This is a genomic window from Pantoea sp. SGAir0175 (assembly GCF_043547855.1).
In genome coordinates this window covers 3,226,027-3,251,270 of record NZ_CP028081.1, presented here as the reverse complement: position 1 = coordinate 3,251,270, position 25,244 = coordinate 3,226,027, and the positions used below count along the sequence as shown (strand labels likewise).

General features: G+C 59.4%; 24 protein-coding genes. 17 read left to right on the top strand and 7 right to left on the bottom strand.

Features of this window, described 5'->3' with window-relative positions; all coding sequences use genetic code 11:
* Window positions 1–7 precede the first annotated feature (7 nt).
* The 10 genes from hpxU to katG all read left to right on the top strand — a co-directional run bounded on the left by hpxU (window position 8) and on the right by katG (window position 9,772).
* Window positions 8–847, top strand: a complete 840-nt coding sequence (gene hpxU / locus C1N56_RS15335) for a MurR/RpiR family transcriptional regulator HpxU (protein WP_058758024.1) — start codon at window positions 8–10, stop codon at window positions 845–847.
* A gap of 194 nt (window positions 848–1,041) precedes the next feature.
* Window positions 1,042–1,827, top strand: coding sequence for a transporter substrate-binding domain-containing protein (locus C1N56_RS15330; protein ID WP_031279673.1), 786 nt, complete (start codon window positions 1,042–1,044; stop codon window positions 1,825–1,827).
* 12 nt (window positions 1,828–1,839) lie between these two features.
* The gene (locus C1N56_RS15325) at window positions 1,840–2,508 is read left to right on the top strand and encodes an amino acid ABC transporter permease (RefSeq protein ID WP_021507296.1); all 669 of its coding nucleotides are present in this window, start codon (window positions 1,840–1,842) and stop codon (window positions 2,506–2,508) included.
* Window positions 2,505–3,161, top strand: a complete 657-nt coding sequence (locus tag C1N56_RS15320; RefSeq protein WP_394516844.1) for an amino acid ABC transporter permease — start codon at window positions 2,505–2,507, stop codon at window positions 3,159–3,161. The genes C1N56_RS15325 and C1N56_RS15320 overlap by 4 nt, the downstream gene beginning before the upstream one ends.
* Entirely contained in the window at window positions 3,142–3,873 is a 732-nt protein-coding gene (locus tag C1N56_RS15315) for an amino acid ABC transporter ATP-binding protein (RefSeq protein ID WP_215786505.1), read from the top strand. Before C1N56_RS15320 ends, C1N56_RS15315 begins: the two co-directional genes overlap by 20 nt.
* 21 nt (window positions 3,874–3,894) lie before the next feature.
* Entirely contained in the window at window positions 3,895–5,130 is a 1,236-nt protein-coding gene (locus C1N56_RS15310) for a pyridoxal-phosphate-dependent aminotransferase family protein (protein ID WP_058781166.1), read from the top strand.
* Window positions 5,127–6,386 carry an allantoate amidohydrolase gene (gene hpxK / locus C1N56_RS15305; RefSeq protein ID WP_394516843.1) on the top strand — a complete coding sequence of 420 codons (1,260 nt, stop codon included), beginning with the start codon at window positions 5,127–5,129 and terminating at the stop codon, window positions 6,384–6,386. Before C1N56_RS15310 ends, hpxK begins: the two co-directional genes overlap by 4 nt.
* A gap of 12 nt (window positions 6,387–6,398) precedes the next feature.
* On the top strand, window positions 6,399–6,893 hold the full coding sequence (gene uraD / locus C1N56_RS15300) for a 2-oxo-4-hydroxy-4-carboxy-5-ureidoimidazoline decarboxylase (protein WP_021507291.1): 495 nt from the start codon (window positions 6,399–6,401) through the stop codon (window positions 6,891–6,893).
* Entirely contained in the window at window positions 6,890–7,225 is a 336-nt protein-coding gene (uraH, locus tag C1N56_RS15295; protein WP_021507290.1) for a hydroxyisourate hydrolase, read from the top strand. The genes uraD and uraH overlap by 4 nt, the downstream gene beginning before the upstream one ends.
* A 348-nt stretch (window positions 7,226–7,573) precedes the next feature.
* Window positions 7,574–9,772, top strand: a complete 2,199-nt coding sequence (gene katG / locus C1N56_RS15290) for a catalase/peroxidase HPI (protein ID WP_394516842.1) — start codon at window positions 7,574–7,576, stop codon at window positions 9,770–9,772.
* A gap of 41 nt (window positions 9,773–9,813) precedes the next feature.
* Here katG and C1N56_RS15285 read toward each other — a convergent pair whose 3' ends face one another.
* The 4 genes from C1N56_RS15285 to fadE all read right to left on the bottom strand — a co-directional run bounded on the left by C1N56_RS15285 (window position 9,814) and on the right by fadE (window position 14,925).
* Window positions 9,814–10,254: a helix-turn-helix domain-containing protein gene (locus tag C1N56_RS15285; RefSeq protein ID WP_230201085.1), complete on the bottom strand. Its 441-nt coding sequence runs from the start codon at window positions 10,252–10,254 to the stop codon at window positions 9,814–9,816.
* Window positions 10,255–10,372: 118 nt separating this feature from the next.
* Entirely contained in the window at window positions 10,373–11,143 is a 771-nt protein-coding gene (locus C1N56_RS15280; protein ID WP_132466332.1) for an amidohydrolase, read from the bottom strand.
* The gene (locus tag C1N56_RS15275) at window positions 11,131–12,291 is read right to left on the bottom strand and encodes a pyridoxal phosphate-dependent aminotransferase (protein WP_394517484.1); all 1,161 of its coding nucleotides are present in this window, start codon (window positions 12,289–12,291) and stop codon (window positions 11,131–11,133) included. The genes C1N56_RS15280 and C1N56_RS15275 overlap by 13 nt, the downstream gene beginning before the upstream one ends.
* Before the next feature lie 183 nt (window positions 12,292–12,474).
* Window positions 12,475–14,925 (bottom strand): acyl-CoA dehydrogenase FadE, encoded by a 2,451-nt coding sequence (gene fadE / locus C1N56_RS15270; RefSeq protein ID WP_058776018.1) that lies wholly within the window; start codon window positions 14,923–14,925, stop codon window positions 12,475–12,477.
* A gap of 229 nt (window positions 14,926–15,154) precedes the next feature.
* Between fadE and lpcA the strand changes: the two genes are divergently transcribed.
* Window positions 15,155–15,733, top strand: coding sequence for a D-sedoheptulose 7-phosphate isomerase (gene lpcA, locus C1N56_RS15265; RefSeq protein ID WP_021507284.1), 579 nt, complete (start codon window positions 15,155–15,157; stop codon window positions 15,731–15,733).
* Between the two features lie 48 nt (window positions 15,734–15,781).
* Window positions 15,782–16,549 (top strand): class II glutamine amidotransferase, encoded by a 768-nt coding sequence (locus C1N56_RS15260; protein WP_127833720.1) that lies wholly within the window; start codon window positions 15,782–15,784, stop codon window positions 16,547–16,549.
* Here C1N56_RS15260 and dpaA read toward each other — a convergent pair.
* Window positions 16,520–17,263, bottom strand: coding sequence for a peptidoglycan meso-diaminopimelic acid protein amidase (gene dpaA, locus C1N56_RS15255; protein WP_021507282.1), 744 nt, complete (start codon window positions 17,261–17,263; stop codon window positions 16,520–16,522). The genes C1N56_RS15260 and dpaA overlap by 30 nt on opposite strands.
* Before the next feature lie 244 nt (window positions 17,264–17,507).
* Between dpaA and dinB the strand changes: the two genes are divergently transcribed.
* Entirely contained in the window at window positions 17,508–18,563 is a 1,056-nt protein-coding gene (dinB, locus tag C1N56_RS15250) for a DNA polymerase IV (RefSeq protein WP_058758014.1), read from the top strand.
* 109 nt (window positions 18,564–18,672) lie between these two features.
* Here dinB and pepD read toward each other — a convergent pair whose 3' ends face one another.
* Window positions 18,673–20,133, bottom strand: coding sequence for a beta-Ala-His dipeptidase (gene pepD / locus C1N56_RS15245; protein ID WP_394516841.1), 1,461 nt, complete (start codon window positions 20,131–20,133; stop codon window positions 18,673–18,675).
* Window positions 20,134–20,387: 254 nt separating this feature from the next.
* Between pepD and gpt the strand changes: the two genes are divergently transcribed.
* The 3 genes from gpt to crl all read left to right on the top strand — a co-directional run bounded on the left by gpt (window position 20,388) and on the right by crl (window position 22,725).
* Window positions 20,388–20,846 (top strand): xanthine phosphoribosyltransferase, encoded by a 459-nt coding sequence (gpt, locus tag C1N56_RS15240; RefSeq protein ID WP_021507279.1) that lies wholly within the window; start codon window positions 20,388–20,390, stop codon window positions 20,844–20,846.
* A gap of 120 nt (window positions 20,847–20,966) precedes the next feature.
* Complete coding sequence (frsA, locus tag C1N56_RS15235; RefSeq protein WP_394516840.1) at window positions 20,967–22,214, top strand: esterase FrsA; 1,248 nt, start codon at window positions 20,967–20,969, stop codon at window positions 22,212–22,214.
* A gap of 109 nt (window positions 22,215–22,323) precedes the next feature.
* Window positions 22,324–22,725 carry a sigma factor-binding protein Crl gene (gene crl / locus C1N56_RS15230; RefSeq protein WP_021313042.1) on the top strand — a complete coding sequence of 134 codons (402 nt, stop codon included), beginning with the start codon at window positions 22,324–22,326 and terminating at the stop codon, window positions 22,723–22,725.
* Window positions 22,726–22,806: 81 nt separating this feature from the next.
* On the opposite strand, the gene ompC is transcribed toward crl, so the two are convergent.
* Entirely contained in the window at window positions 22,807–23,889 is a 1,083-nt protein-coding gene (gene ompC / locus C1N56_RS15225) for a porin OmpC (RefSeq protein ID WP_021507277.1), read from the bottom strand.
* 246 nt (window positions 23,890–24,135) lie between these two features.
* Here ompC and proB point away from each other — a divergent pair, with 246 nt between their 5' ends.
* Entirely contained in the window at window positions 24,136–25,239 is a 1,104-nt protein-coding gene (gene proB / locus C1N56_RS15220) for a glutamate 5-kinase (protein ID WP_021507276.1), read from the top strand.
* Window positions 25,240–25,244 lie beyond the last annotated feature (5 nt).

Here is a 25,244-nt window from a genome sequence, read left to right as displayed (position 1 = left end):
ACCGATGATGAAACAGCTCGATGAACGCCTTCGCAGTCACTATCCGCAACTGTCGCCGCAGGAGCAGCGCATTGCTGACTTTGTGTTTGACCATTTTGATGATCTGATTAGCTATAACAGCGCTGAGCTGGCGCGGCTCAGCGGCGTATCAAAGGCCACGGTAAGCCGGCTGTTCAAACGCCTCGGCTATGAAAAATACAAAGACATGCGTGACGAGCTGCGCACCCTGCGCCAGAGCGGAATGCCGCTGACCGATAACCGCGATGCGGTGCAGGGCAACACGCTGCTGTCGCGTCATTACAAGCAGGAGATGGCGAACCTGACGCAGTGGGTCAACAGCATTGACGCCCGGCAGTTTAGCGAGGTGATTGCTGCGCTGGGCACCGCGCGGCGGGTGTTTATCATTGGGATGCGCAACGCGTATCCGGTGGCGCTGCACCTGCGTCAGCAGCTGTTGCAGGCGCGCGCCCAGGTGCAGGTGTTGCCGCAGCCAGGCCAGACGCTGGGCGAAGAGTTGGTGGACATGACGCCGGAAGATGTGGTGGTGGTGATGGCGTTTCGCCGCCGGCCACGCATCATCCGTCCATTGATGCAGCAGCTGCAGCAGAGCGGCATCCCGGTACTGGTGCTGTGCGAACCCCAGGCGCAGGGCATTCTCACCCTGGCGCGCTGGCAGCTGTGCGCACCGCTCGACAGCGTTTCCGCCTTTGACAGCTACGCCTCGGCAATGAGCCTGATCAACCTGCTGGCCAACGCGCTGCTGCACGAAATGCTGTCGCAGGGGCGTCAGCGCATCCATCAGATTGCCGATCTTTACCAGCAGCTCGACGAGCTGGAACACCGCTAAAGGGCACCGTTTTGGTGCTTTGCACCTTTTTTGATCGCGTCTGCTAACGGGGTGCTCCCCGTTAAGATGCGCCCTTAATCGCCTTAAATCCTCCGCTTAGCCGCTGCGTTTGCTGCCCGTTGTGGTTGGCACATTAGTTGCAAATCAATTTATCAAGAATCTTTTGTTTCACCATTAACTCACCGGGGTGCATAATGAACAAAGTATTACTGGCAGTAGCAGGGGCAGCATTGCTGCTGGCGCAGGCAGGCAGCGCCATGGCCGATCAGCTGCAGGATATCCAGAAGCGTGGCGTGATTCGCGTGGCGGTGCCGCAGGACTTCCCGCCGTTTGGCTCGGTCGGTACCGATTTGCAGCCGCAGGGCTATGACATCGACATGGCGAAATACCTCGCGAAGCAGATGAAACTGAAGTTGCAGCTGGTGCCGGTGACCAGCGCCAACCGCGTACCGTATCTGCAGACCGACAAGGTTGACCTGGTGATCTCCAGCATGGGCAAAAACGCCGAGCGCGAAAAAGTGATCGACTTCAGCCGCGCCTACGCACCGTTCTTCCTCGGCGTGTTCGGCCCGAAAGGCGAGACGCTGAAAGATGCGGCGGCGCTGAGCGGTAAATCGATTGGCGTGACGCGCGGTGCGGTAGAGGACATGGTACTGAGTGATGTTGCTCCGAAAGATGCTCAGGTGAAGCGCTACGAAGATAACAACACCACGCTGTCCGCCTATCTCTCCGGTCAGGTGCAGTATGTCGCCACCGGTAACCTGGTGGTCGCGGCGATTGCGCGCCAGAACGCGGAAAAAGCCCCGGTGCCGCAGTTTATGCTGAAAGATTCACCGTGCTTTATCGGCCTGAAAAAGAATGAGCCAGCGCTGAAAGAGAAAGTGAACGCACTGATTGAGCAGGGTATTAAAGACGGCACGCTGAACAAGCTGTCGGAAGAGTGGCTGAAAGCGCCGCTGCCTGCCAACCTCGGCGCATAACAGGAACGGCCAATGATTGGGCAACTTAACTTTGCAGATCTCTGGCCGCACTGGCCAGAGCTGCTGGCCGGACTGTGGGTCACGGTGCAGCTTACGGTGCTGGCGACGGTGGGCGGTGTCGGACTGGGTATTCTCGGCGCGGCACTGCGCAGCGGCAAACCGGGCTGGGCCAGCCGCCTGTGGGGCATCTACGTCGAGTTGATTCGCAACACGCCGTTTGTGGTACAGCTGTTTTTTATCGTGTTTGGTCTGCCCAATCTCGGTCTGAAACTAACGGCGGGTGAAGCGGCATTGCTGGCGATGCTGATTAACCTTGGCGCCTACAGCACTGAAATCATCCGTGCCGGCATCCAGGTGACACCGCGCGGGCAGTGGGAAGCCGGGCGCGTGCTCGGGCTGAGCCGCACGCAAACCTTCATCCGCGTGGTGCTGCCGCCCTCGCTGCAGCGCATTTATCCGGCGCTGGTCAGCCAGTGCATTATTGTGATGCTCGGTTCGTCGGTGGTGTCGCAGGTCTCGTATGAAGAGCTGACGTTTGCCGCCAACCTGATTCAGTCGCGCACCTTTTTGAGTTTTGAAGTTTATCTGGTGACCACGCTGATCTATCTGGCGTTGTCGATTGCCATGCGTCAGCTGCTGCTGGCGCTGGGTCGCAAATGGTTTGGAGCGCAGCCGGCATGACAACGTTTACTGACTGGGACATCCTGCGCAACCTGCTGCTGGCGGCGCGCTGGACGATTTTGCTGTCGCTGGTGGCCTTTTTCGGCGGCACGCTGGTAACACTGCCGCTGCTGTTTCTGCGTCTGCTGCAGCGTCGCTGGCTCACCCGCCTGATTCGCTGTTATACCGAGCTGTTTCAGGGCACGCCGCTGCTGATGCAGCTGTTTCTCGCTTTCTTCGGCGTCGGCCTGTTCGGCATCGACGTCGCGCCCTGGACGGCGGCGTCACTGGCGCTGACGCTGTATACCAGCGCGTTTTTACTGGATATCTGGTACGGCAGCATTCGCGCGCTGCCAAAAGGGCAGTGGGAAGCGTCGCGCTGCCTCGGCCTGAACTTTGGCCAGACACTGTATCGCGTGGTGGCACCGCAGGCGATCCGCATCGCCATCGCGCCGACCGTCGGCTTTGCCGTGCAGGTGATCAAGGGCACCGCGCTGGCGTCGATTATCGGCTTTATCGAGCTGACCAAAGCCGGCACCATTCTCAACAATGTGACGTATCAGCCCTTCAAGGTGTTTGGCCTGGTGGCGCTCGGTTACTTCCTGATGTGTTATCCGCTGTCACGTTACAGCCAGTACCTGGAGAAAAAATTCAATGCCGCTCATCACCATTAATCAGGTCCAGAAGTACTACGGTGATAACCACGTACTGAAAGGGGTCGATCTGGATATCGACAACGGCGAAGTGATCTCCATCATTGGCCGCAGCGGATCTGGCAAAAGTACCCTGCTGCGCTGCATGAACGGGCTGGAAGGCTATCAGGAAGGCAGTATTAAACTGGGCGGCATGACGATTACCGATCGTGAATCGCAGGCGCGTGAAATCAGCCGCTCGGTAGGCATGGTGTTTCAGAACTTTAACCTGTTTCCGCACATGACCGCGCTGGAAAACGTGATGCTGGCACCGCGCCGCGTGCTGAAAAAGAGCGAGGCGGAGTGCCGCACGCTGGCCACGCAGATGCTGGAAAAAGTCGGGCTCGGCGAGCGCCTCCATTACTACCCGGCCAACCTGTCGGGCGGTCAGCAGCAGCGCGTGGCGATTGCCCGCGCGCTGGCGATGCAGCCAAAAGTTTTACTCTGTGACGAAATCACCTCGGCGCTCGATCCGGAACTGGTGGGTGAAGTACTGAAAGTGCTGGAGCAGCTGGCCGCCGAAGGCATGACGCTGATTCTCGTCACCCATGAAATGAACTTCGCCCGCGACGTGGGCGACCGCGTGGTGTTTATGCATCAGGGACGCGTGTGGGAGCAGGGTGACAGCAAAACGCTGTTTGCAAATCCACAAACCGCCGAGCTGAAGCAGTTTATTTCGACCGTGCGTCTGTAACCGAACAATAAGGAACCCCTCATGGATATCAGCCAGTTCTCGCAAATCAATCCGCCACAGCGTCTGCTGATGGGACCGGGCCCGATCAACGCCGACCCGCGCGTGCTGCGCGCCATGTCGAGCCAGCTGCTTGGGCAGTACGATCCGGCGATGACGCACTATATGAACGAGGTGATGGCGCTGTACCGTGGCGTATTCCGCACTGAAAACCGCTGGACCCTGCTGATTGATGGCACCTCACGCGCCGGTATCGAAGCCATCCTGCTGTCGGCGATTCGTCCGGGCGATAAAGTGCTGGTGCCGGTGTTCGGCCGCTTCGGCCATCTGCTGTGCGAAATCGCCCGTCGCTGCCGCGCGGAAGTCCATACCATTGAGGTGCCGTGGGGCGAGGTATTTACCCCGGATCAGATCGAAGATGCGATCAAAAAAGTCAAACCGCGCCTGCTGCTGACGGTGCAGGGCGATACCTCAACCACCATGCTGCAACCGCTGGAGCAGCTCGGTGCGATTTGTCGCCAGTACGGCGTGCTGTTGTACACCGATGCCACCGCATCGCTGGGCGGCAACCCGCTGGAAACCGATGCCTGGGGGCTGGATGCGGTCTCTGCCGGGATGCAGAAATGCCTCGGCGGTCCGTCCGGCACCTCGCCGATCACTCTGAGCCCGCAAATGGAAGCGGTGATCCGTCAGCGTAAGTGCGTGGAGCAGGGCATCCGTACCGACGCACATCAGGATGGCGTCGACGAGATGATCTACTCCAACTACTTCGATCTCGGCATGATCATGGATTACTGGGGACCGGAGCGGCTCAACCATCATACCGAAGCCACCTCGGCGCTGTTTGGCGCACGCGAATGTGCCCGTCTGATCCTGCAGGAAGGGCTGGATAACGGCATCGCGCGTCACAAGCTGCACGGTGATGCGCTGCTGAAAGGTATTCAGGGCATGGGGCTGGAAACCTTTGGCGATCTCAGACACAAGATGAATAACGTGCTTGGCGTGGTGATCCCGCAGGGCATCAACGGCGACCAGGTACGCAAATTGATGCTGGACGATTTCGGCATTGAGATTGGCACCTCGTTCGGTCCGCTGCACGGCAAAGTGTGGCGCATCGGCACCATGGGCTACAACGCGCGCAAAGATTGCGTGATGCTAACGCTGAGCGCGCTGGAGTCCGTGCTGAATCACGTCGGTTTCCGCACTACTCAGGGCGCGGCGCTGCAGGCTGCCTGGGACCACTACGGGAGCCACGCATGAGTCATAGCCTGATGAGCGCCGGTGAGGCGCAGTCAGCGGCGGCGCGGGTGATGGCGCGCTGTGACGCGCTGGCAGCAATCAGTGAGAGCGAAGAGGGGCTGACCCGCGTCTATCTGTCGCCGGAGCAGGTGCGCGCCAACGCGCGCGTTGCTGAGTGGATGCAGGCGGCGGGCATGCACACCTGGCAGGATGCGGTCGGCAATATCTGCGGACGCTACGAGGCGGCAGAGCCGGGTGCACCGGCGCTGCTGCTCGGCTCGCACCTTGATACGGTGCGCAACGCCGGACGTTACGACGGCATGCTGGGCGTGCTGAGCGCCATCGAAACCGTACAGTGGCTGCACGACCATCAGCAGCGCCTGCCGCTGGCGATTGAAATCGTCGGCTTCGGCGATGAAGAGGGCACGCGCTTTGGCATCACGCTGCTCGGCAGCCGCGGCCTCACCGGCAGCTGGCCGGAAAGCTGGGTGTCGCATCCGGACGGCAACGGCATTACGGTGGCGCAGGCGATGCAGGACCTCGGCCTGGACGCAGCGCTGATCCCGCAGGCGGCACGTGAGGTGAGCGACATTGTGGCTTATCTCGAACTGCACATTGAGCAGGGACCGTGCCTCGAACAGGAAAATCTGGCGCTCGGTGTGGTGACAGCGATTAATGGCGCGCGCCGCCTCAACTGCCGCTTCACGGGTGAGGCGGGTCATGCCGGCACGGTACCGATGATCCACCGTAAAGACGCGCTGGCAGCGGCAGCCGAGTGGATGGTGTTCGTTGAACAGGCCACGCAGGATCAGGATGCGCAGCTGGTGGCTACGGTGGGCACGCTGAGCTGTCTGCCGGGCGCCGTCAACGTTATTCCTGGCGAAGTGCAGCTGTCGCTGGACGTGCGCGGACCGCAGGATGAACCGCTGGAACGTCTGCTCTCCAGCCTGCTGACCCAGGCGGAAGCTATCGCGCTGCGGCGCGGGCTCAGCTTCAGCGCTAACGAGTACTATCGCATCGCGGCCACCGCCTGTGATACGCGGCTGCAGCAGGCGCTGAGCCATGCGGTAGAAACCGTACAGGGGCGCAGTCTGGCGCTGCCGAGCGGAGCCGGTCACGACGCGATCGCGATGGCTGAGCGCTGGCCGGTGGGCATGCTTTTTGTGCGTAACCATCGCGGTATCAGCCATCATCCGGCGGAATCTGTGCAGGTGGCCGATGTGGCGCTCGGCGTGCAGGCCTTTCTGCAGGCGGTATGCGATCTGGCGCGCAGCTAAAGGAGCCGGGAAATGGATCTGAACGATTTTAATCAGGCGAGCGTCGCGCAGGCGCAGGCGGCGATTGCCCACTGCGTGGCGATTCCCGCCTGGCAGCAGGCGCTGGTGGCGGCGCGGCCGTTCGCCAGCCTGACGGCGCTGTACACCACTGCGCAACAGCTGGCGCTGGCGTGGCAGGGCGACGCCTTGCAACAGGCGCTGAGCGCCCATCCGCGCATCGGCGAAAAAGCGCAGGGCGCGGGTAAAGAGGCCGCGCTGTCGCAGCAGGAACAGGCGGCGATGCAGCAGGCTAACGGTGCGCTGCAGCTGGCGATGCTGGCCGGTAATGAGCGCTATGAGCAGCGCTTCGGCCGGGTGTTTCTGATTCGCGCCAAAGGGCGCAGCGGTGAACAGATGCTGGCGGAATTGCAGCGCAGGCTCAACAATGATGAGGAGACTGAGCAGCAGGAAGCGCTGGCGCAGCTGCGGGAAATTACCCTGTTACGGCTTAAGGAGAGCATTACATGAGCACCATCACCACCCATATTCTCGACACCGCGCTGGGCAAACCGGCGATTGGCGTCGCGATGTCGCTGGAGCAGAACAGCCCTGAGGGATGGCTGCCAGTGGCCGAGGGCGAAACCGACAGCGACGGGCGCATCAAAGATCTCACGCCTGAACCGCTGGCGCCGGGCCACTATCGCTTAACCGCGGAGATCGGTGACTATTTCGCCGCCGACGGGCGTGATGCGCTGTATGTGAGCGCGCAGATTGATTTTGTGATTGGCTCCGCCGGCAGCCATTATCACCTGCCGTTCCTCATTTCCCCATGGTCGTGGTCGACTTACCGCGGGAGTTGATCCAGGTCGCCATAAATGGCGCGCCTGTAAAATCGTTATGCGGTTCCGTAGGGTGCGCATTGATGCGCACCGGCATGATGCTGTCAATTTTTGCTCACCTGTGTGACCGTTAGTCATGATGGCGACCCGGCAAAGTCGTGGTGCGGTTCCGTAGGGTGCGCATTCATGCGCACCGGTATAACCCGATCCATCATGAGGTGTATCTATGCGCCCTGAAATTCGTGCTCTCTATCACAAACCTTGCGCTTGAAAGCCAGTAACTATCAAAACCTTCGGTCCATCCAAATATATTCTGCAACACGGTGCGGTTATCTTAACCGGACAACGTGAAGCCAATGGAGCCGAGAAATGAGCACGCCCGAAAATAATGATAATGCAGCCGCCTCAGGAAAATGCCCCTTTCATCATGGAGCATCGGAAGAGAAAAGCGTTTTAGCGCGTGGCGCCGGAAGCGGGACCACTAACCGCGACTGGTGGCCAAACATGCTGCGCGTCGATCTGTTAAACCAGCATTCCAGCCGTTCTAACCCCCTCAGTGACACTTTCAACTACCGTGAAGAGTTCAGCAAGCTGGATTACGCCGCGCTGAAAGCCGACATTCGTGCGCTGCTGACCGACTCGCAATCCTGGTGGCCTGCCGACTGGGGCAGCTACATCGGGTTGTTTATCCGTATGGCATGGCACAGCGCCGGCACCTACCGCACCATCGACGGTCGCGGCGGTTCCGGACGTGGCCAGCAGCGCTTTGCGCCGCTCAACTCCTGGCCGGATAACGTCAGCCTCGACAAAGCGCGTCGTCTGCTGTGGCCGGTGAAACAGAAGTATGGCCAGAAAATTTCCTGGGCCGATCTCTACATTCTTGCCGGTAACGTGTCGCTGGAAAACGCCGGCTTCCGTACCTTTGGTTTTGGTGCCGGTCGTGAAGATGTCTGGGAACCGGACATGGACGTGGACTGGGGACATGAGACCGAATGGCTGGCGCACCGCCATCCGGAAAGCCTGGCAAACGCGCCGCTCGGTGCGACGGAAATGGGCCTGATCTACGTGAACCCGGAAGGTCCGGAAGCCAGCGGTGATCCGCGCTCGGCGGCCCCGGCGATTCGCGCTACCTTCGGCAACATGGGCATGAACGATGAAGAGATCGTCGCGCTGATTGCCGGCGGTCACACGCTGGGTAAAACGCACGGTGCCGCTGCGGCCAGCCACGTGGGCGTCGATCCGGAAGCCTCGCCGCTGGAAGCGCAGGGTCTGGGCTGGCACAGCAGCTACGGCAGCGGTGCCGGTGCCGATGCCATCACTTCCGGTCTGGAAGTGGTATGGACGCAAACCCCAACGCAGTGGAGCAACTACTTCTTCGAGAACCTGTTCAAATATGAGTGGGTACAAACGCACAGCCCGGCGGGCGCGATTCAGTTCGAAGCGGTTGATGCCGAAGCGATTATCCCGGATCCGTTCGATCCAGAGAAAAAACGCAAGCCGACCATGCTGGTCACCGACCTGACGCTGCGCTTCGATCCGGAGTTCGGGAAGATTTCGCGTCGTTTCCTTAACGATCCGCAGGCGTTCAACGAAGCCTTCGCCCGTGCCTGGTTTAAACTGACGCACCGCGATATGGGGCCAAAAGCGCGCTACCTCGGTCCGGAAGTGCCGAAGGAAGATCTGCTGTGGCAGGATCCGTTACCGCAGGCCACGCATCAGCCGACGCCGGATGACATCACCGATCTGAAAGCAAAAATTGCCGCTTCGGGTCTGAGCGTCAGCCAGCTGGTCTCTGCGGCCTGGGCGTCTGCTTCCACCTTCCGTGGCGGCGATAAACGCGGCGGCGCGAACGGTGCCCGTCTGGCGCTGGCACCGCAGAACGGCTGGGCGGTCAACGCCAGCGTCTCCCGCGATGTGCTGCCGGTGCTGCAGAAGATTCAGCAGGAGTCAGGTAAAGCATCGCTGGCGGATGTGATTGTGCTGGCGGGCAGCGTCGGGATTGAGCAGGCGGCAGCAGCGGCAGGTGTCGCAGTGCAGGTGCCGTTCACGCCGGGCCGCGTGGATGCGCGTCAGGACCAGACGGATGTCGAGTCATTCAACGTACTGCAGCCGCTGGCCGATGGTTTCCGTAACTATCGCCGCGTACAGGGCGGTTCTTCCACCGAAACCCTGCTGCTGGACAAAGCGCAACAGCTGACGCTGAGCGCGCCAGAGCTGACGGTACTGCTGGGTGGTCTGCGCGTGCTGGGCACCAACTTCGACGGCAGCGCGCACGGCGTGTTTACCGATCGCGTGGGCGTGCTGAGCAACGACTTCTTCATCAATCTGCTGGATATGCGCACCGCATGGCGCGCCACCGATGAGAGCGCTGAGCTGTTCGAAGGCCGCGATCGTCAGAGCGGAGAAGTGAAGTACAGCGCCACCCGCGCCGATCTGGTGTTTGGTTCTAACGCCATCCTGCGCGCGCTGGCGGAAGTTTACGCCAGCAGCGATGCGAAGCAGAAGTTCGTTAACGACTTCGTGGCCGCCTGGACCAAAGTGATGAACCTCGACCGGTTCGATCTGTAATCCCCTGAGCCGCAGCGTCATGCGCTGCGGCTCATTCCTGCTTATGCCTCACGAAATGCCTCAAACGGCAGATTAAAGCGTCGCGCCAGCGCCGCCTTATGCTTATCCGTTAATCTGCGCTCGCCTTTCAGAATGCGATTCACATACGAACGCTGACCGATTTCTGCCACGAAAGAGGATTGATTCAGACCGTGCTGGTCCATTAGTACCCGCAGCAGCGCCACGCCACCCGGCAGCGCCTGAGTGCGTGCATTAAACGCGGCAAATTCCGCTGCGGTTTCTTCATACTTCGCGACTTTAACGGCCAGCATCTCGATCAGCGGATGCCCCGGCTGATGCTCAACCAGGTATTCCACCAGTTCAAGCGCCTGTTCATAATCGGCTCTGGACTGACTCCCGCCCAGCAGCGGCACGGCTTTAATCAGATTGTTGGAGGCCTGAATCGCTTCGCTAAACACTTTCCCTGAGATAATGTGCATCATTCCCTCGAACTGTTCCAGGGTGGAAACATTGTAACGCACAACATAGAATGTTTCCACACAGGAAACAACAGGGCAGGAGGATATGTGGAAGCCGCATCGCAGGGATGCGGCTAAAAGATTACTTCAGCGTATATTCATCGGCGTCGCGCCAGGCCGGGAAGCGCTCGCGATAGTCACGCAGCGCCTCCAGTGACAGCTCGGCATCGAGGCGCGCGCGGGCGAAGGGTTCAGCGGCCGCGAGGATCTCACCCTGCGGCGAGATAATCCGGCTGTCGCCGCTGTATTGATGCTGATTGCCGTCACTGCCGACGCGGTTACAACCGGCTACATAGGCCTGATTCTCAATGGCGCGCGCCAGCAGCAGCGCCTGCCAGTGCAGCGCGCGCGGTGCCGGCCAGTTGGCGACGTACAGCGCCAGATCGTAATCATTCTGGTTGCGCGAAAACACCGGGAAGCGCAGGTCGTAGCAAATCTGCGGCAGAATACGCCAGCCGCGCCAGTGGAACACCTTGCGCGTTTCACCGGGCACATAGTGCTGGTGCTCATTGGCCATGCGGAACAGATGGCGTTTGTCGTACTGGTGCAGCGTGCCGTCGGGCTCCACCAGCAGGAAACGGTTTACCGCGCCCTGGTCGCTCTGAATCGCCGCGCTGCCGCCGACCAGGGCATTCAGGGCTTTGGCATGACCGTGCAGCCACGCCACTACCTGATCCTGCGGCAGCGAACTGGCCGCCGCCTCCATGGCGAAGCCGGTGGTAAACATCTCCGGCAGCAGGATGACATCGCGGCCCGTCAAGCCCTGCAGCACCTCATCAAAATGACGCAGGTTGGCCGCGCCATCCATCCAGCTCAGGGTTTCCTGTAATACGGTAAGTTTTAAAGCTGACATAAACGCTCCGCAGCGGCGTCGAGCGTCGCTTCCTGTTTAGCAAAGCACAGGCGAATGAGCTTGTGCGGGAAAGGGTCCGCGCAGAACACCGACAGCGGAATCGCCGCCACGCCCACTTCGCGGGTTAACCACTGGCAGAAACTGACATCATCCAAATCGGAAATGGCGCTGTAATCCACCAGCAGGAAATAGGTGCCGGCACAGGGCAGCACCTTAAACCGGCTGGCGGCCAGCGCCTGCGTCAGGCGGTCACGCCGGGCGCGATAGAATGCCGGCAGCGCATCAATATGTTCCGGCTGCTGGCGCAGCATATCGGCAATCGCCAGCTGCGCCGGGGTATTCACTGAAAAAGTGAGATACTGATGCACTTTGCGGATTTCGGCGCTGATCGCCGCCGGAGCGATGCAGTAACCCACTTTCCAGCCGGTCATATGAAAGGTTTTGCCGAAGGATGAGACTGCGATGGCGCGCTGACGCAGGTCGGCATGTGCCAGCACGCTGGCATGGCCCTGCTCATCAAAACAGATGTGCTCATAGACTTCATCGCTGAGCACATAAATTTCCTGTCCGGCGATCGCCTGCCACAGCGCGGCGTAGTCGCTGGCGTGCCACACGGTGGCGGACGGATTATGCGGCGTGTTGACGATCACCAGCCGGGTGCGCACGCTGAGCAGGCTGCTGAAGACCTGCCAGTCGACCTGAAAAGCGGGCGGCTGCAGCGCGATGCGTTTCAGCACGCCGCCGGCCAGCTGAACCGCCGGCGCATAGCTGTCGTAGCTGGGATCAAAGCAGATCACCTCGTCGCCCGGCCGCACCAGCGCGGTGATCGCGGCATACAGCGCTTCGGTTGCGCCCGCCGTCACGGTGATGTCGCTGTTGATATCCGGCCGGTGACCGTACATATCTGCGGTTTTATCGGCGATCGCCTCGCGCAGCGGCAGGGTGCCAATCATCGGCGCGTACTGGTTAGCGCCTTCGCTGACGTGATGTGTCAGGCGCTGCTGCAAATAGCGCGGGCCGTCAAAATCGGGAAAGCCCTGTGACAGATTGATGGCGTTGTGCTGGGCGGCGAGGGCGCTCATTTGGGTAAAAATGGTGGTGCCGAGCGCCGGTAGTTTGCTCTCGGGGATCAGGTTGGGCTGCGTCATCATCGGGTGCCTTAAGCGCGAATGTCGTTGCGGAGTAACCTTGTGCTGCAGCCACTATAAACAGGATGTTAACACTTGGCAATCGAGACGCTTAGACGTCTAAACGTGGCTGGCACAGACGCTGAGTGCGCTTATCCGCTGCCGCAGGCCATAAAAAAGCCTCCGGCTGGAGGCTTTGTGCGGTTACGCCGCTTCGCTGGGGCGGGCGCTCGGTTTGGGTTTGCTGTCCGGTTTGGCCACCGCCAGCGCCTCGGGCGCAAAATCATCCACGTTGATGGCCTTCAGCCGGCTGGCTTCGGCTCGCGTCAGCACCTTCGCTTCACTCTCGTCAATCCAGCCTTCTTTCAGCGCGCGCTGGGCCAGCGCATCCAGCCGGGTGAAGGAGAAGTGTTTTTTCTGCTGCTGACACAGACGATCGTGAATCACTTCCGCCGCCATCACATCCTGCAGCGCCTGCTCCAGCTGACCGGCCGGGTTGTGCTCACTCGGCGTCAGATACTGGCCGCGGCCCAGACGGGTGCGGGTTGCGGACGGCAGCTGCAGCATTTTGGCCAGCTTATGATCCAGTTTATCGGACGGTGCCGGGCAGTGTTTGCCGCCGGCGAAAATCACCAGCCGCAGCGCACCCGCAACCAGGCGATTCGGGAAGTTGCGCAGCAGATCGTCCATCGCCACTTCCGCCTGATGCAGCGCATCCTGCACGCCCCAGTGCACCAGCGGCAGATCCGCCTCGTTGCGGCCTTCATCGTCATAGCGTTTCAGCGTGGCGGATGCCAGATACATCTGGCTCAGCACATCGCCGAGGCGTGCCGAAATACGTTCGCGACGTTTCAGGCTACCGCCCAGCACCGCCATCGACACATCCGACAGCAGCGCAAGGTTGGCGCTCAGGCGGTTCAGCTGCTGATAGTAGCGGCGGGTCGCGTCACGGGTTGGCGTAGCGCTGGTGCGGCCGCCGGTCAGGCCAAGCCACAGGCTGCGCACTTTATTGCTGCCGACGTGGCCGATATGGCTGAACAGCGCACGGTCAAAGGCGACGAGATCGTTCTTCGCGGCGGCGTTCATCTCTTCCAGCACCCACGGATGGCAGCGGATTGCGCCCTGGCCAAAGATAATCATGCTGCGCGTCAGGATGTTCGCGCCCTCAACGGTGATGGCGATCGGGGCGCCCTGATAGGCACGCGCCAGGAAATTGTTCTCGCCAAGCATGATGCCTTTACCGCCGGCGATATCCATTGCATCAATGATGGCGCGCTGGCCGCGATGGGTGCAGTGGTATTTAACAATCGCTGACAGCACCGCCGGTTTTTCGCCCAGCATAATGCCGCTGGTGATCAGCGTCGCCGCCGCGTCCATCACGTAAGCGTTACCGGCGATGCGCGCCAGCGGCTCCTCAATCCCTTCCATTTTACCGATAGAGACTTTGAACTGGCGGCGAATGTGCGCGTAGGCACCGGTCGCCAGCGCCAGGCTTTTCAGGCTGCCGGTGGCGTTAGACGGCAGGGTAATGCCGCGTCCTACCGACAGGCACTCAACCAGCATACGCCAGCCCTGACCGGCCATCGCCGGACCGCCGATGATGTAATCGATCGGCACAAAGATATCTTTGCCGCGCGTCGGCCCGTTCTGGAACGGCACGTTTAGCGGGAAGTGACGTCTGCCAATTTCAACGCCTGGCGTATGGGTCGGGATCAGCGCACAGGTAATACCCAGCTCTTCGGTTTCGCCCAGCAGATGATCGGGGTCGGAGAGCTTAAAGGCGAGGCCGAGCACGGTGGCAATCGGCGCCAGGGTAATGTAGCGCTTGTTCCAGGTCAGGCGCATGCCCAGCACCTGCTGGCCCTGCCAGTCGCCCATGCACACCACGCCGGTATCCGGAATGGCGCCGGCGTCGGAGCCCGCTTCCGGGCTGGTCAGCGCAAAGCAGGGGATTTCATCGCCGCGCGCGAGGCGTGGCAGGTAGTGATCTTTCTGCTCATCGGTACCGTAATGCTGCAGCAGTTCACCCGGACCCAGCGAGTTCGGCACGCCGACGGTGATCGCCAGGATCCCGGACACGCCTGCCAGTTTTTGCAGCACACGCGCCTGCGCGTAAGCGGAAAACTCCAGACCGCCGTACTCTTTTTTGATGATCATGGCAAAGAAGCGGTGCTGCTTGAGGTAAGCCCACAGCTCCGGCGGCAGATCGGCCATTTCATGGGTGATTTCGAAGTCGTTAGCCATGCGGCAGGCTTCTTCCACCGGGCCATCCAGAAACGCCTGTTCCTCTTCGGTCAGGCGCGGCTGCGGATAGTTGTGCAGTTTCTGCCAGTCCGGTTTGCCGCGAAACAGATCGCCTTCCCACCAGGTGGTGCCGGCGTCGATCGCCTCTTTTTCGGTGCGCGACATCGGCGGCATCACCTTCTGGAAGCTGTGCAGAGCCGGCTTAGAGAACATGCTGCGGCGCATCGCCGGCAGGTTGAAAGGCAGCAGAATTATGGCCAGCGGCAGCAGCAGCCACGGCGTCCACAGACCGGTGGCGGCCAGTGCCGCGGTCCACAGCAGCACAATCGCACTGCTGAGCCGCAGTGAAACCTGATGGTAGAAGAGGGCGCTAATTAACACCAGCGTCGCGATGATCGAGGCAAGCAACATAATGAACCGCTCCGTAAGTTGTAAGAGGTCTGACCTGTTAGTGATAAGGTTTAGAGCAGCGCACGAAATTTATCAATCTGTTTACATCGCAATTACAACCGAACTCACAAAATCGCGCCGGCAATTGGACGTCAGCGCGGCGTCGCGCTTTTCCCTGCTGCGGGCGCTTTGCGGCTCTGGCCCATTCCGTTAAACTTGCTGGGTCAATTTTCCTCTAAAGGACATCCCTATGTATCAGGACATTATTCGCTCAGAACTCAATGAAGCCGCCGATACGCTCAATAAGTTCCTGAGTGATGAAGCCAACATTCACGCCATTCAGCGCGCAGCCGTGCTGCTGGCCGACAGCTTCAAAGCCGGTGGCAAAGTGCTCTCCTGCGGCAACGGCGGCTCGCACTGCGATGCCATGCACTTCGCTGAGGAGCTGACCGGGCGCTACCGCGAAAATCGTCCTGGCTATCCGGCCATCGCCATTTCGGATGTCAGCCATCTCTCCTGCGTCAGCAACGATTTTGGCTACGACTACGTGTTCTCCCGCTACATCGAGGCGGTCGGGCGCGAGGGCGATGTGCTGCTGGGGCTGTCCACTTCGGGTAACTCGGCCAACATCATCAAAGCCGTAGAAGCCGCGCGCGCCAAAGGCATGAAAGTGATTACCCTGACCGGCAAAGACGGTGGCAAAATGGCCGGTACGGCCGATATCGAAATTCGCGTGCCGCACTTTGGATATGCCGATCGCATTCAGGAGATTCACATCAAAGTGATCCACATCCTGATGCTGTTAATCGAAAAAGAGATGGTTAAGTGATGACGTGCTCCTCCCGCGCCCGCGGGAGGTTCTGATAAGGCGGTTGCTATGTGCGAATTGCTCGGGATGAGCGCCAATGTCCCCACGGATATCTGTTTCAGTTTTACCGGTCTGGTGCAGCGTGGCGGTGGAACCGGGCCGCACAAAGATGGCTGGGGCATCACCTTTTACGAAGATAAAGGCTGCCGCACCTTTAAAGATCCGCTGCCGAGCTACAACTCGCCGATTGCCCGCCTGGTGCAGGAGTATCCGATTAAGTCGCACTCGGTGGTGGCGCATATTCGTCAGGCCAATCGTGGCCAGGTATCACTGGAAAATACCCATCCGTTTACCCGCGAACTGTGGGGCCGCAACTGGACTTACGCGCATAACGGCCAGCTAAAGGGCTATCGCCAGCTGGAGACCGGGCATTTCCGTCCGGTAGGCGAAACCGACAGCGAAAAAGCGTTTTGCTGGATTCTGCATAAGCTGGCTGAGCGCTATCCGCGCACGCCGGGCAACTGGCCGGCGGTGTTTCGCTATGTGGCGGAACTGGCGACGGAGCTGCGCCAGAAGGGCGTATTCAATATGCTGCTGTCTGACGGACGCTATTTAATGGCCTTCTGCTCAACCAATCTGTACTGGATTACGCGCCGCGCGCCGTTTGGCAAAGCGAAGCTGCTCGATCAGGATGTGGAGATTGATTTTCTGCAGCAGACCACGCCGAAAGACGTGGTGACGGTGATTGCGACGCAGCCGCTGACCGGTAATGAAACCTGGCACCGCATCGTGCCAGGTGAGTGGGCATTATTTTACCTGGGTGAGCGCCAGGAATGATTTCGACGCCGCTTCCGGCGTGGTCATGACCGGCGTGTTGTTCACCGCATACTGACCGGTTGCCGTCACGTTGACCGTTGGCGGCACGTGGTATTTGGCGAAGTAAGCATAGCCCGGCTGCAGTTCACGCCAGAAGCTGATGTAAGTCGAGTAACGATGGCGCTGCATGTTGCTGTCGGTCATGCGGAACGGGAAGATGTTGACCTGCACATCCTGCTGACCGTTACGCAGCGCGGCGTTCACGTAAGTGAAGATCTCATCCATCGATGCGTTGGTCATGGCATAGCAGCCCACCGACACGCAATCGCCGTGAATCATCAAATAGTTACCGTTATAGCCTTTGGCGCGATCGTACTGATTCGGGAATCCGGTATTGATGGCGCGATAAAAACGGCTGTCCGGCTTGAGCTGATTCATCTTCACGTTATAAAAGCCTTCCGGACTTTTAAAATCGCCCTGACGACGTTTCGGCCCGAGGCCGCCGGAGAAGTTACAGATGCGATAGCTGTCCAGCAGTCGATATTCATTACCGATTTTGCCGTACAGTTCCAGCGTACGCTCTTCCTTGAAGATCTGAATAAATACCGGTGTACCCAGTAATTGTTTCTTTAACTCTTTGCTCACCGGAGCCAGCGGCTGCATTGGCTCAGGCGTCATTGCCCAGCTCAGGAGCGGCATAAGAATCATCGCAAACAATAATGCGATTCTGCCCATTCTGTGTGTACCTTGAAGTGAAGAGGAACGCTGACGCAGTGCGTCACTGTATTGCATTATCGGAAATATCCGCTACCGCAGCGCAACATTATCATTGTCTGGCGTTTAATCAAGCCGGAGTCCGAGAAAATGGTGCAATCCTAAAGGGAATACGACCACAAATTTGTAAACTTTAATCGCACGCGCCACAAATATTGCCGTTGTTTTTCTCTGCTGTATACTTATCCAGTATCCGGAGGGGCGTATGCGCAAAATCATTCATGTCGATATGGACTGCTTTTTCGCGGCAGTGGAAATGCGCGACGATCCTTCATTACGTGATATCCCGATTGCCATCGGCGGCAGCCGCGTGCAGCGCGGCGTAATCAGCACCGCCAACTATCCGGCGCGGAAATACGGTGTGCGCAGCGCGATGCCGACCGCCACGGCGCTGCGCCTCTGTCCCCATCTGAAACTGCTGCCCGGCCGCTTTGACGCCTATAAAGAAGCCTCGCAGCAGATTCGCGCCATCTTTACCCGCTATACGCCACTGATTGAGCCATTGTCGCTGGATGAAGCCTACCTGGACGTCACCGACAGTGAACACTGCCAGGGATCGGCCACGCTGATGGCGCAGGCGATTCGCGCCGATATCCTGCGCGAAACCGGCCTGACCGCGTCCGCCGGCATTGCGCCGATCAAGTTCCTCGCCAAAATCGCCTCAGACATGAACAAGCCAGACGGCCAGTATGTGATCACGCCGCAGGCGATGCCGGACTTTCTGCTGACGCTGCCGCTGAGCAAGATTCCCGGCGTCGGTAAAGTGGCCACCAAAAAGCTGGAAGAGATGGGACTGCGCACCTGCGCTGACGTACAACAGGCCGATCTGGCGCAGCTGCTGAAGCGCTTTGGAAAATTTGGCCGCGTGCTGTGGGAGCGCAGCAACGGCATCGACGATCGTGACGTAGTGGTGGAGCGCGAACGCAAATCGCTGGGAGTCGAGCGTACGCTGGGCGAGGACATCCATCACTGGGAGCAGTGCCTGGAGATTATTGATTTTCTCTACGCCGAACTCGATCGCCGTCTCAGCGCGATCCGCCCGGATAAGCAGATTGCACGTCAGGGCGTAAAGCTGAAGTTCAACGATTTCCAGCTCACCACCCAGGAGCATGTCTGGCCGGTGCTGAATAAAGACGACATGATCGCCGTAGCGCGTCAGGCCTGGGACGAACGCCGCGCCGGACGCGGTGTGCGGCTGGTGGGGCTGCACGTCACGCTGGTAAATCCGCAGCTGGAGCGCCAGCTGGTGCTGGGGTTGTAATGGCTGAGCTGCCGCTGGAAGAGCGCTACAGCGCGGTTGCCTGACGCGGCACCGTTACCGTAAATAAAAAATCCTGCCCGGGGGCAGGATTTTTTTTATCGCAACGGCGTTACGCTTTTTCCGGTACCACGTTCAGCAGCGCGGTCAGCAGTTTCCAGTACAGACCGACGCTGTCGATGTGCACCTGCTCGTCCGGCGAGTGCGGACCGGTGATGGTTGGTCCAATCGACACCATGTCCATGTCCGGATACGGTTTTTTGAACAGACCGCACTCCAGACCGGCGTGAATCACCTGAATGTTTGGCGTCTTACCAAACAGCGCTTCATAGGTCTTACGCGTCAGCGCCATGATGGGCGAGTCGGCATCCGGCTGCCAGCCCGGGTAACCGCCTTTCGGCGCGGTTTTCGCCCCGGCCAGCGCACCCAGCGAAGTCAGGGTTTCGACCACCCAATCTTTACCGGTGTCGATCAGCGAGCGAATCAGGCAGATGATCTCGGCGCTGTCCTGCTCCATGGTGACCACGCCGACGTTAAGCGAGGTTTCCACCACGCCTTTCGCCACGTCCGAGTTGCGAATCACACCGTTTGGCGTGCTGTTCAGCAGGTTAATGAAGCGATCGCGGCTGTCTGCGGTCAGCGCCTGGCCCTGATGCGCCAGCGGCTCGCTCAGCACGGTGACGTTCTTCTCTTTACTGCCCAGCTCATTCTGCAGCGTGGCCTGGAAATGGGCGGCAGCAGACTTCAGCGCATCCACTTTATGGCTGTCGATGGCCAGCGTAGCGAACGCTTCGCGCGGAATCGCGTTGCGCAGCGTACCGCCGGTGAACTCAATCAGACGGATATCCAGCTCAGCCGCGTGCAAGGCAAGGAAGCGCGCCAGCAGCTTGTTGGCGTTGCCGAGACCAAGATGAATGTCCGCGCCGGAGTGGCCACCTTTCAAACCTTTCAGCGTCAGCTTCAGGGTTTCGAAACCGGCAGGCACGGCCTCGCGGCTCAGCGGCAGGGTAGTGATAAAGTCGATACCCCCGGCGCAGCCCATGTAGATCTCACCTTCCTCTTCCGAGTCGGTGTTGATCAGGATGTCCGCCTGCAGCCAGTTTGGTTGCAGGCCAAAGGCGCCGTCCATGCCCGACTCTTCGGTCATGGTCAGCAGCACTTCCAGCGGACCGTGGGTCAGGCTGTTGTCAGCCAGCACCGCCAGCGCAGAGGCCATACCGATACCGTTATCCGCACCCAGCGTGGTGCCGCGCGCTTTCACCCACTCGCCATCAACGTACGGCTGAATCGGGTCTTTGGTGAAGTCGTGTACCGTGTCATTGTTCTTCTGCGGCACCATATCGAGGTGCGCCTGCAGCGCCACCGGAGTACGGTTTTCCATGCCTGCGGTAGCAGGTTTACGAATCAGGATATTGCCGACCTGATCGCGTTCAACCCAGAAACCTTGCTCTTTAGCCCAGCCAACAACGTATTCGGCCAGCGCTTCTTCATGGTAAGAAGGGTGCGGAATCGAGCAGATTTTTGCGAAGATATCCCACAGCGGCTGCGGGGAAAGTTGAGACAATTCAGACACAACGCGTCTCCTGTGTCAGCGCGGCGGACATACCGCTCGCACGCGGGTTTCCAGTGAAAGATCGCCGTCAGCACATCTGACGTGATGGGCCAGAGAATATCACTGTTTCCTGCCGGGTGCGCCATCGGGCGCGCTAAAAACCTGCAACCGATGTGACGGGTGCTGGTTTTTAACGCGTCAGATCCTTATAATCTCGCGCAACCTTTTCCCCCTTGCATATTTTTAAGCCAATCTCATTGGCCGGGATTCCTTTTATGAGCGAAAAATACGTCGTTACCTGGGACATGCTGCAGATTCATGCCCGTAAACTGGCCCAGCGCCTGCTTCCTGTGGAACAGTGGAAAGGCATCATCGCGGTCAGCCGCGGTGGTCTGGTTCCGGCATCGCTGCTGGCGCGTGAACTGGGGATTCGCTACGTCGATACCGTGTGCATCTCCAGCTACGATCACGATCACCAGCGTGAAATGAAAGTGCTGAAGCGCGCAGAAGGCGACGGTGAAGGTTTTGTGGTCATCGACGATCTGGTGGATACCGGCGGTACCGCGCAGGCGATTCGTGATATGTATCCAAAAGCGCGTTTCTGCACCATCTTCGCCAAGCCGGCTGGCCGCGCGCTGGTGGACGACTACATTGTCGATATTCCGCAGAACACCTGGATCGAGCAGCCGTGGGACATGGGCGTGGTGTACATTCCGCCGATTGTAAAAAGCTGATTGATGCAACGCAAACAACGCCCGGTTATGCCGGGCGTTGTGCTTTCTGCGCCTCGCGCCCGTGCGGCGGGTGCAGTACACTCTTAGCCATCTATGCGACTGCCGCAGGAGAAGCTTAAGATGGCCGAGAAAAATCTCAGCGAAGAACTGTTCAAACCCCGCTTCAAACACCCGGAAACCTCCTCGCTGGTGCATCGCCAGCACCACCCGACGGCGCAGGTGCACAATGCCCTGGAAGGCGATACCCAGCGCGGCTGGTATCGCATGCTGAATAAGCTGCTGTGGACGTGGCGCGGCCTGGCGCCGCAGGAGATCAGCGAAGTGCTGGCGCGCATTGCCGTCAGTAAATTTGAACACACCGACGAAACGCTGCTGGACACGGTGATTGGCTATCGCGGCGGCAACTGGAACTATGAGTGGTCGAAGCAGGCGGCGCTGTGGCAGCAGCGTGCAATGCAGAACGCCGATCACGATGAGGCCGGCCAGCAGTGGCTGCATGCCGCCAGTCTGTACAGCCTGGCCGCGTATCCCTACATTAAAGGTGATGAGCTGGCGGATCAGGCGCAGGTGCTGGCGAATCGCGCTTATGAAGAAGCCACCCAGCGCCTGCCCGGCGAGCTGAAATCCCTGACCTTTCCCATCAGCGGCGGCAGTCCGGTCACCGGCTTCCTGCATATGCCGGCCCAGGCCAGCGCGCCGTATCCCACCGTGCTGCTGTGCGGCGGTCTCGACTCGCTGCAGAGCGACCATTACCGGCTGTTTCATGATTATCTGGCACCGCGCGGCATCGCCATGCTGACGCTGGATATGCCGTCGGTGGGTTTCAGCAGCAAATGGACGCTCAATCAGGACACCAGCCAGCTGCATCAGCAGGTGCTGCGCGAGCTGAGCAATGTGCCGTGGATTGACCACACGCGTGTGGCGCTGTTCGGTTACCGCTTTGGCGCCAACGTGGCAACGCGACTGGCTTACCTTGAGGTGCCGCGTCTGCGCGCGGTGGCGTCGCTCGGGCCGATGGTGCATCACGTGTTTGTCGATGCACAGCGCCAGCAGCAACTGCCGGATATGTATATGGACATGCTTGCCAGCCGGCTGGGCATGTCGTCGACCTCCGACAGCAATCTGCGCATCGAGCTCAACCGCTATTCGCTCAAAGTGCAGGGCCTGCTGGGCCGCCGGACGCCGGTGCCGATGCTGGCCGCTTACTGGCCCAACGATCTGTTCAGCCCGGAAGAGGAGGCGCAGCTGATCGTCAACTCCTCGGCGCAGGGCAAGGCGCTGGCGATTCCCGCCACGCCAGTGTTTGCCAGCTTTGATAAGGCGCTCAATCAGATTTGCGACTGGCTGGCAAAACAGTTGCAGCACTAACTGGCGAAATACGCAGACTCTGCTACAACTTATCTTCGGGAAAATACGTGCGGTGGCGTTTTGCCGCCGCGCTGCGTTTTATACGGTTTATTTGAGGGAGAGAGTTAGCATGACGTTACCGAGTGGTCACCCCCGTAGTCGCCTGCTTAAGCGCTTCACCGAATTGGGGCCGTACATCCGTGAAGGACAGTGTGAAGAGACGCGTTTCTTCTTTGATTGCCTGGCAGCGTGCGTCAACGTCAAACCGGCGCCGGAAAGCCGCGAGTTCTGGGGCTGGTGGATGACGCTGAACGCCTATGAAGATCACTTCACCTACGAATATCACTTCGGCCTGTTTGATAAAGACGGCGACTGGAGCGTGGCCGCCATCAAGGGCAAAGAGAACAATGAGAAAGTGGAGAGCACGCTGCGTAATTTCCACGAGCGCCTGAAAGCCACGCTGCATGAGTTTAAGCTTGATCTCAGGCCCGCGGCGGGGTTCAAAGAAGAGCCGGTTAAACTCAGCGCCTGAACCTGAGTCAGACCTGAATAAGAAAGAGCCGGTGATGAGCCGGCTCTTTTTTTACAGACACAGACAGGGTAATGCTGAAGCTTAGAACTGGTAGGTCAGACCGACCGCCACCACGTCATCGCTGTTGATGCCCAGCGGGTTGTTGTCATCCAGCTGGTTGATTTTGTAGTCAACCATGGCCGACATGTTTTTGTTGAAGTAGTACGTCATCGCCACGTCGACATATTTCACGATGTCCGCATCGCCAATGCCTTCAATGTCTTTGCCTTTGCTCTGCACGTAGCCCAGCGATGGACGCAGACCGAAGTCGAACTGATACTGTGCAACCACTTCAAAGTTCTGCGTTTTATTCGCCACGCCGCCTGTGATTGGCGTCATGTTACGGGTTTCAGAGTAGGTCGATGCCAGGTAAATGCTGTTCGCATCATATTTGATGCCCGCGCCCCAGGCTTCCGCTTTGTCACCACGGCCCAGACGGGTCGCCACGTCCTGCGAGTTGGTACGGTCAGCAGAGGAGATCGCACTCATCAGGCTGACACCGCTATCGCCGAGGGTGTAACCCAGTGACGCACCGTAACCGTCGCCGTTCTGCTTAGGAATCTCTGAACGGCCGTTGGCGCTGGTGGAATCGTTCTTGCCCTGATACTGCACCGCGAAACGCAGGCCATCAACCAGACCGAAGAAATTGCTGTTGCGGTAAGTAGCGACGCCAGAAGTACGGCCCAGCATGTAGGTGTCGGTGTAGGCGCTGTCGCCACCGAATTCTGGCAGCACGTCGGTCCATGCCAGCACATCGTAAACCACGCCGTAGTTACGACCGTAATCAACAGAGCCGTAGTTACCAAACTTCAGACCGGCAAAGCCCAGACGGGTTTTGTTACCGATGTTAGCGTCGGTGTTGGTTTCCGCGCGGTTACCCTGGAACTGATATTCCCACTGACCGTAGCCGGTCATCAGGTCGTTAATCTGCGTCTGCCCTTTGAAGCCGAGACGGATGTAAGTTTTGTCGCCGTCAGCGGCTGCGTTGTCGCTGAAGTAGTGCATGCCTTTCACACGACCGTACAGATCCAGTTTGTTACCGTCTTTGTTATAAACTTCTGCGGCTTGTGCGGTTGAGGCCAGAGCCAGCGCGGAAACGATGAGTGCCAGTGTGCTTTTCTTCATTTTGCTATCAATCCCAATGAGTAAAATTTGTTGTACCCGTGAAAAGGTTTGTAAAACACGGGACGTTTTACCGACTGGCAATGAAGGTTTTATGACATTTTTTCTGATTTCTTGTTAATCGCGAACTTTTGGTCTACCCGCTTGTCAGGCGTTTTTTGTGCTTTTCCCCTTGCCGCTGTTGGCTTCCTTGCTGACTCCTGTTAAAACGTCCCTTCGCAGATTTTTTTCTTACATGGCAGGAAAAACATGAGTGGCAGTCAGACCCTGGTGGTCAAATTGGGTACCAGCGTCCTCACCGGCGGATCGCGCCGGCTGAACCGGGCGCATATGGTGGAGCTGGTTCGGCAGTGTGCACAACTGCACGCCGCCGGTCATCGCATTATCATCGTCACCTCAGGCGCGATTGCCGCCGGTCGCGAACACCTTGGTTACCCGGAACTGCCACCGACCATCGCCTCAAAGCAGCTGCTGGCTGCGGTGGGGCAGAGCCGTTTAATCCAGCTGTGGGAGCAGCTGTTCTCCATCTACGGTATCCATATCGGGCAGATGCTGCTGACGCGCGCCGACATGGAAGATCGTGAACGCTTCCTCTACGCGCGCGATATGCTGCGCGCGCTGCTCGACAACCATATCGTGCCAGTGATTAACGAGAACGACGCGGTGGCAACCGCGGAAATCAAGGTCGGCGACAATGACAACCTGTCCGCGCTGGCGGCGATGCTCGGCGGTGCCGATAAACTGCTGCTGCTGACCGATCAGCCAGGTCTGTTTACCGCCGATCCGCGCACCAATCCCGAGGCAGAACTGATCAGCGATGTGCATCAGATTGATGATGCGCTGCGCACGCTGGCTGGCGGCAGCGTCTCCGGTCTCGGCACCGGCGGCATGGCCACCAAACTGCAGGCGGCGGATGTCGCCTGCCGCGCCGGCATTGACGTCATCATTGCGGCCGGCAGCCGCCCGGATGTGATCGGGGATGTGCTGCACGGCAAACCGGTGGGGACGCGCTTCCACGCGCAGCAGTCACCGCTGGAAAACCGCAAGCGCTGGATCTTCGGCGCGCCACCGGCGGGTGAGATCACCATAGACGACGGCGCGCTGGCGGCGGTGCTGGAGCGCGGCAGTTCGCTGCTGCCGAAAGGCGTCCGTGACGTGCAGGGCAATTTCTCGCGCGGCGAAGTGATCCGCATTCGTAACCTGCAGGGGCGCGACATCGCCCACGGCGTCACGCGCTATAACAGCGATGCGATGCGCATGATCGCCGGTCATCACAGTCAGGAGATTGGTGAGATCCTCGGTTACGAATATGGCCCGGTTGCGGTGCACCGCGACGATATGATCGTCAGTTAAGGAGC

Bases quoted from the DNA above. Each gene is read 5' to 3' on its own strand.
- C1N56_RS15310 (WP_058781166.1), top strand. From the start codon at position 3,895: ATGGATATCAGCCAGTTCTCGCAAATCAATCCGCCACAGCGTCTGCTG.
- dpaA (WP_021507282.1), bottom strand. From the start codon at position 17,263: ATGGGCAGAATCGCATTATTGTTTGCGATGATTCTTATGCCGCTCCTG.
- uraD (WP_021507291.1), top strand. From the start codon at position 6,399: ATGGATCTGAACGATTTTAATCAGGCGAGCGTCGCGCAGGCGCAGGCG.
- frsA (WP_394516840.1), top strand. From the start codon at position 20,967: ATGGCCGAGAAAAATCTCAGCGAAGAACTGTTCAAACCCCGCTTCAAA.
- lpcA (WP_021507284.1), top strand. From the start codon at position 15,155: ATGTATCAGGACATTATTCGCTCAGAACTCAATGAAGCCGCCGATACG.
- hpxK (WP_394516843.1), top strand. From the start codon at position 5,127: ATGAGTCATAGCCTGATGAGCGCCGGTGAGGCGCAGTCAGCGGCGGCG.
- hpxU (WP_058758024.1), top strand. From the start codon at position 8: ATGAAACAGCTCGATGAACGCCTTCGCAGTCACTATCCGCAACTGTCG.
- uraH (WP_021507290.1), top strand. From the start codon at position 6,890: ATGAGCACCATCACCACCCATATTCTCGACACCGCGCTGGGCAAACCG.
- C1N56_RS15280 (WP_132466332.1), bottom strand. From the start codon at position 11,143: ATGTCAGCTTTAAAACTTACCGTATTACAGGAAACCCTGAGCTGGATG.
- C1N56_RS15330 (WP_031279673.1), top strand. From the start codon at position 1,042: ATGAACAAAGTATTACTGGCAGTAGCAGGGGCAGCATTGCTGCTGGCG.
- C1N56_RS15320 (WP_394516844.1), top strand. From the start codon at position 2,505: ATGACAACGTTTACTGACTGGGACATCCTGCGCAACCTGCTGCTGGCG.
- C1N56_RS15285 (WP_230201085.1), bottom strand. From the start codon at position 10,254: ATGATGCACATTATCTCAGGGAAAGTGTTTAGCGAAGCGATTCAGGCC.
- katG (WP_394516842.1), top strand. From the start codon at position 7,574: ATGAGCACGCCCGAAAATAATGATAATGCAGCCGCCTCAGGAAAATGC.
- proB (WP_021507276.1), top strand. From the start codon at position 24,136: ATGAGTGGCAGTCAGACCCTGGTGGTCAAATTGGGTACCAGCGTCCTC.
- ompC (WP_021507277.1), bottom strand. From the start codon at position 23,889: ATGAAGAAAAGCACACTGGCACTCATCGTTTCCGCGCTGGCTCTGGCC.
- dinB (WP_058758014.1), top strand. From the start codon at position 17,508: ATGCGCAAAATCATTCATGTCGATATGGACTGCTTTTTCGCGGCAGTG.
- C1N56_RS15325 (WP_021507296.1), top strand. From the start codon at position 1,840: ATGATTGGGCAACTTAACTTTGCAGATCTCTGGCCGCACTGGCCAGAG.
- gpt (WP_021507279.1), top strand. From the start codon at position 20,388: ATGAGCGAAAAATACGTCGTTACCTGGGACATGCTGCAGATTCATGCC.
- C1N56_RS15315 (WP_215786505.1), top strand. From the start codon at position 3,142: ATGCCGCTCATCACCATTAATCAGGTCCAGAAGTACTACGGTGATAAC.
- crl (WP_021313042.1), top strand. From the start codon at position 22,324: ATGACGTTACCGAGTGGTCACCCCCGTAGTCGCCTGCTTAAGCGCTTC.
- C1N56_RS15275 (WP_394517484.1), bottom strand. From the start codon at position 12,291: ATGACGCAGCCCAACCTGATCCCCGAGAGCAAACTACCGGCGCTCGGC.
- C1N56_RS15260 (WP_127833720.1), top strand. From the start codon at position 15,782: ATGTGCGAATTGCTCGGGATGAGCGCCAATGTCCCCACGGATATCTGT.
- fadE (WP_058776018.1), bottom strand. From the start codon at position 14,925: ATGTTGCTTGCCTCGATCATCGCGACGCTGGTGTTAATTAGCGCCCTC.